The sequence below is a fragment of the Desertihabitans aurantiacus genome (assembly GCF_003344635.1).
Classification (GTDB): domain Bacteria; phylum Actinomycetota; class Actinomycetes; order Propionibacteriales; family Propionibacteriaceae; genus Desertihabitans; species Desertihabitans aurantiacus.
The window spans coordinates 1-4331 of sequence record NZ_QPKK01000295.1 but is presented as its reverse complement, the minus strand read 5'-3'; the positions used below and the strand labels follow the sequence as shown (position 1 = coordinate 4331).

Below are 4331 nucleotides of genomic sequence, written 5' to 3'. Positions count from 1 at the left end.
CGCCAGCGGGTGCACCGCCAGCTGGACGCCGGCCTGGCCGGGACGCTGCCGCACCCAGCTGGCGCGCACGTGCAGCCCGCCGAGCACCAGCGGGTTCGGCCGGGCCGCGGGCAGCCCCGCGGGCTCGGCGGCCGCCTCGACCCCGTCGTCCACGCTGACGATGAAGGTGAGCCGGGACGAGGGCAGCCCGCGGTGCAGCCCGTCCGGTCCGCCGCCGCGGTAACCGGTCATCGATCCGACCCCGGGCGGGCAGGACCGCGCGACCGCCAGCTCGAAGGTGTGCTCGGACACGGGCCCGACGCTACCCCTGGCGAACCGGTAACCATCCTGTTACCGTTTTGGTGTGGACGCCGCAGCAGCGATCGGGGACCCGGTGCGACGCCGGATCCTGGAGCTTCTGCACCGCTCGCCCCGCACGGTGCACGCGCTGGCGGGGCAGTTCCCCATCTCCCGGCCCGCGGTCAGCCGCCACCTGCGCGTGCTGCGCGAGGCGGGGCTGGTGGTGGACGAGCCGGCGGGACGGGAGCGGGTCTACCGGCTCGACCCGACGGCCCTGCACGAGCTCGACGCCTGGCTGCACCTGCTGCTGGGCGATCCCTGGTCCCGGCGGCTGGACGCCCTCGAGACCGAGGTGCACCGCACCCGCCGCGACCGGCGCACCCCGCGCACGGACGCACCTGCCACCGACGACACCCAGGAGGACACCGCATGAGCCCCACACCCACCGGCCGGCTGACCCGCACCGCGGCCGGCGCCGACCTCGTCCTCGTCCGCACCTTCCGGGCCCCGCGCGCCGACGTCTGGGCCGCGCTGACGGAGTCGGAGCGGACGGCCCGCTGGATCGGGCCGTGGACCGGCGAGCCCGGCGCCGGGCGCACCGTCCGGCTGACCATGACGGCCGAGGACGAGGAGCCGACCGGCGACCTCGACATCGTCGCCTGCGAGGCGCCGTCCCACCTGCGGGTGCGGATGGTCGACGAGTACGGCGCCTGGGACCTCGAGGCCCACCTGTCCGAAGCCGACGGCGTCACCACGCTGGAGTTCGTCCAGCACCTCACCGAGCCCGGCGAGGCCACCGACACCGGACCGGGGTGGGAGTACTACCTGGACCGGTTCGCCTCGGTGGTCACCGGCGGCGCCGAGCCCGACTTCGCCGACTACCACCCGTCGATGGTGGCCCACTACCGGCAGCAGCTGGACGCCTCCGCCTGAGCCGGCACCGCGCGGGCGTCAGCGGGCGCGGGCGAGGAAACCGATCACGCTGGTGAAGAAGCGGCGGCCGTCGGTCGACGGCGCGGTCAGCGGCTCGACGTTGTGCTCGGGGTGCGGCATCAGCCCCACCACGTTGCCGCGGTCGTTGGTGATGCCCGCGATGTCGTTGACCGAGCCGTTCGGGTTCGGGCCGAGGTAGCGGAAGACCACCTGGTCCTCCCCCTCCAGGCGCTCGATCGTGTCGGCGTCGGCGACGTAGCCGCCCTCGCCGTTCTTCAGCACGATCGAGATCTCCTCGGCGGGCAGGAAGTCCTGGGTCCACACGGTGTCCGTGGACTCCACCCGCAGCCGCTGCTCCTTGCAGACGAAGGTGCGCACGTCGTTGCGGATCAGCGCGCCGGGCAGCAGGTGCGCCTCGCAGAGGATCTGGAAGCCGTTGCAGATGCCGAGCACCGGCAGCCCCTGGCGGGCGGCGGTGATCAGCTCGGCCATCAGCGGGGAGAACCGGGCGATCGCGCCGCAGCGCAGGTAGTCGCCGTAGGAGAACCCGCCGGGGAGGATGACGGCGTCCACCCCGTCCAGGCTCTGCGAGGCGTGCCACAGCGGCACCGGCTCCGCACCGCAGAGCCGCACGGCACGCAGCGCGTCGGTGTCGTCGAGGGAGCCGGGGAAGGTGACGACGCCGATCCGCGCGCCGGGAGCGGTCTGCGCGAGGTCCGGGGTGGCGGTGGGGGCGCTCACGACTGGCCCGCCGCCTCGGCGTTGGGGGCCTCGGTGGCGGGCTGGTTGGCCGGCACCGCAGCGTCAGCATGCTCGGAGGCGGACGCGGCAGCCCCGGGCTGGGTGGAGACCTGACCCTGCGCGACCGAGGCGGGGTCGGCCGGGGCGCCGCCGACCGGGGCGGTCGACGTCTCGTCGCTGCGCACCTCGAAGGCCTCGATCACGGTGTTGGCCAGCAGCTTCTCCGCGGCGTCGTGCACCTGGGCCAGCCGGGCGTCGTCGAGCTCGCCCTCGACCTCGATCTCGAAACGCTTGCCCTGCCGCACCGTCAGCCCCGCGAACCCCATCCGCGCCAGCGCACCGGTCACCGCCTTGCCCTGGGGGTCGAGGATCTCCGGCTTGGGCATGACTTCCACCACCACACGTGCCATGGCCGCGATCCTAGTGCTCCGGCGCCGCCCCCGCCGACGCGCGGACGCAGGTGAGCGGGTGCGCTCAAAGTCGCAGCTCGCCGCCGGTCAGCCGGCGGTAGGCCTCGAGGTAGCGCTCGCGGGTGGCCCGCACCACGTCCTCGGGGAGCGGGGGCGGCGGGGTGTCGGAGGCGCGGTCCCAGCCCGAGGCGGTGGTCAGCCAGTCGCGCACGAACTGCTTGTCGAACGACGGCAGCGACTGTCCCGGCTGCCAGCGCCCGGCGTCCCAGAAGCGGGAGGAGTCGGGGGTGAGCACCTCGTCGGCCAGCACGATGGTGCCGTCGGTGCGGGCGCCGAACTCGAGCTTGGTGTCGGCCAGGATGATGCCGCGCTCGCGCGCGATCCGCTCCCCGGTGCGGTAGACCTCCAGGGTCAGCCGGCGCAGCTCCTCGGCGGTCTCGGCGCCCACCAGCTCGACCACCGTCGCGAAGTCGACGTTCTCGTCGTGCTCGCCCTGGGGAGCCTTGGTGGCGGGCGTGAACACCGGCTCGGGCAGCCGGTCGCCGTCCCTGAGCCCCTCGGGCAGCTCGATGCCGCACACGGTGCCCGTGCGCTGGTACTCCGCCCACCCCGACCCGGTGAGGTAGCCCCGGGCCACGCACTCGACGGGGAACATCCGCAGCCGCTCGCAGACCACGGCCCGTCCGCGGACCGCGGTCGGCACGTCGGTGCTGAGCACGTGGTTCTCGACCACGTCGGCGAGCTGGTCGAACCACCACAGCGAGAGCTGGGTGAGCACCACACCCTTGCCGGGGACGTCCGGGGTGAGCACGAAGTCGTAGGCCGAGATGGCGTCGCTGGCCACCATCAGCATCGCCGACGGGTCCATGAACGCGTACAGCTCGCGCACCTTGCCGGAGTGGATGAGGGGCAGACCGAGGTCGAAGCGGCTCACCCGCCGATCCTATCGGCCGGACGGGCGGCCGCGGTGGTCGAGCGCAGGGCGTCGGTGACCGTCTCGACCCAGACGCCGGGGTTGGTGGACCAGAAGTCGTGCGGGACGTCCGCGACGGTGGTGAAGCTGCCACCCGGCACCAGTGCGGCGAGCTGTTGCAGCGGCCAGGACGGGCGGATGTCCTGCCCGGCCGCGACGAACCGCATCGGCACCGGGCAGTCGGCCAGCCCGCGCCACAGCCCGGGCTGGTGGATCCACTCGTCGAAGGAGGCGCTCAGCGAGGCGTGCACCTCCCGGCTCCACGCCACCTCGACGGCAGGCTCGGCAGGGCGACCGGCCTCGTAGGCCGCGGACCAGGTGCGGTCGCGGTGCGGTCCGTGCCCGGCGACGCCCACCACGCCCGCCACCGAGGACGGGCGCTCCAGCGCGTAGCGGACCGCGAGGTCGCAGCCCCAGGAGTGGCCGAGCACCGTCCAGCTCCCGACGCCGAGGTGCTCGCGGACCGCCTCCAGGTCGGCAAGCGCCTGCTCCATGGTGTGCGCTCCCCCGCCGGAGCGACCGACCCCGCGCGGCTCGACGTACCAGCAGCGGTAGCCCGGTGGGGCGATCTCCTCGTCCTCCAGGTACTGCACGCAGCCCGGGCCACCGGTCAGGACCAGGACGTCCGGGCCGTGGCCGCAGACCGCGACGTGCAGCGACGTCCCCGGCTCCACCTCGATCATCGTCGACCTCACCCCGGCGATCGTAGGAGGCCGCACCCGCCGCCCGCCACGGTTGGCGCCGGGGATCCCGGGTAGCCCAGGGCCATGACCACGCAGCCCCGGACACCCGCCCGTCGCGGACGCACGCTCCCGGTCGCCGCCGGCGCCGGTGCCGGCCTGCTCGCGGCGGGGGCGGCCCTGCTCGGGCGGAAGGTGCTGGCGACGCTGCGCGCCGGGCGCGGCCACCCGCTGGCGCACCGCGTGCTCGACGTCAGCTCCTCGGTGCTGCAGCGCAAGTACCCGCTGGAGTCGATGAGCACCTACCTCAACGGC

At 74.3% G+C, this 4331-nt stretch carries 5 protein-coding genes and 2 pseudogenes; 3 read left to right on the top strand and 4 right to left on the bottom strand.

Annotation, left to right across the window (positions count from 1 at the left end; genetic code table 11):
• Window positions 1-291, bottom strand: a pseudogene (locus tag DVA66_RS17585) (hypothetical protein); the annotation flags it as partial.
• Window positions 292-343: 52 nt separating this feature from the next.
• Here DVA66_RS17585 and DVA66_RS17580 point away from each other — a divergent pair.
• Together DVA66_RS17580 and DVA66_RS17575 are read left to right on the top strand one after the other, a co-directional pair.
• Window positions 344-712, top strand: coding sequence for an ArsR/SmtB family transcription factor (locus DVA66_RS17580; RefSeq protein WP_114561220.1), 369 nt, complete (start codon window positions 344-346; stop codon window positions 710-712).
• Window positions 709-1212 carry an SRPBCC family protein gene (locus DVA66_RS17575; protein WP_114561219.1) on the top strand — a complete coding sequence of 168 codons (504 nt, stop codon included), beginning with the start codon at window positions 709-711 and terminating at the stop codon, window positions 1210-1212. Before DVA66_RS17580 ends, DVA66_RS17575 begins: the two co-directional genes overlap by 4 nt.
• A gap of 18 nt (window positions 1213-1230) precedes the next feature.
• Here DVA66_RS17575 and purQ read toward each other — a convergent pair whose 3' ends face one another.
• The 3 genes and pseudogenes from purQ to DVA66_RS17555 form a co-directional block, all read right to left on the bottom strand.
• Window positions 1231-1953: a phosphoribosylformylglycinamidine synthase subunit PurQ gene (purQ, locus tag DVA66_RS17570; protein WP_114561218.1), complete on the bottom strand. Its 723-nt coding sequence runs from the start codon at window positions 1951-1953 to the stop codon at window positions 1231-1233.
• 170 nt (window positions 1954-2123) lie between these two features.
• A pseudogene (locus DVA66_RS17560) lies at window positions 2124-3297 on the bottom strand (phosphoribosylaminoimidazolesuccinocarboxamide synthase); the annotation flags it as partial.
• A complete protein-coding gene (locus DVA66_RS17555; protein WP_198671904.1) occupies window positions 3294-4031 on the bottom strand; it encodes an alpha/beta fold hydrolase in 738 nt (245 codons plus the stop codon). The pseudogene DVA66_RS17560 and the gene DVA66_RS17555, both read right to left, overlap by 4 nt.
• 72 nt (window positions 4032-4103) lie before the next feature.
• On the opposite strand from DVA66_RS17555, the gene DVA66_RS17550 reads away from it, so the two are divergent.
• Window positions 4104-4331, top strand: a 228-nt coding sequence (locus DVA66_RS17550; protein ID WP_198671903.1) for a hypothetical protein, incomplete at its 3' end; no start/stop codon positions are given.

Coding starts and splice junctions, on each gene's coding strand:
- DVA66_RS17575 (WP_114561219.1), top strand. CDS start 709: ATGAGCCCCACACCCACCGGCCGGCTGACCCGCACCGCGGCCGGCGCC.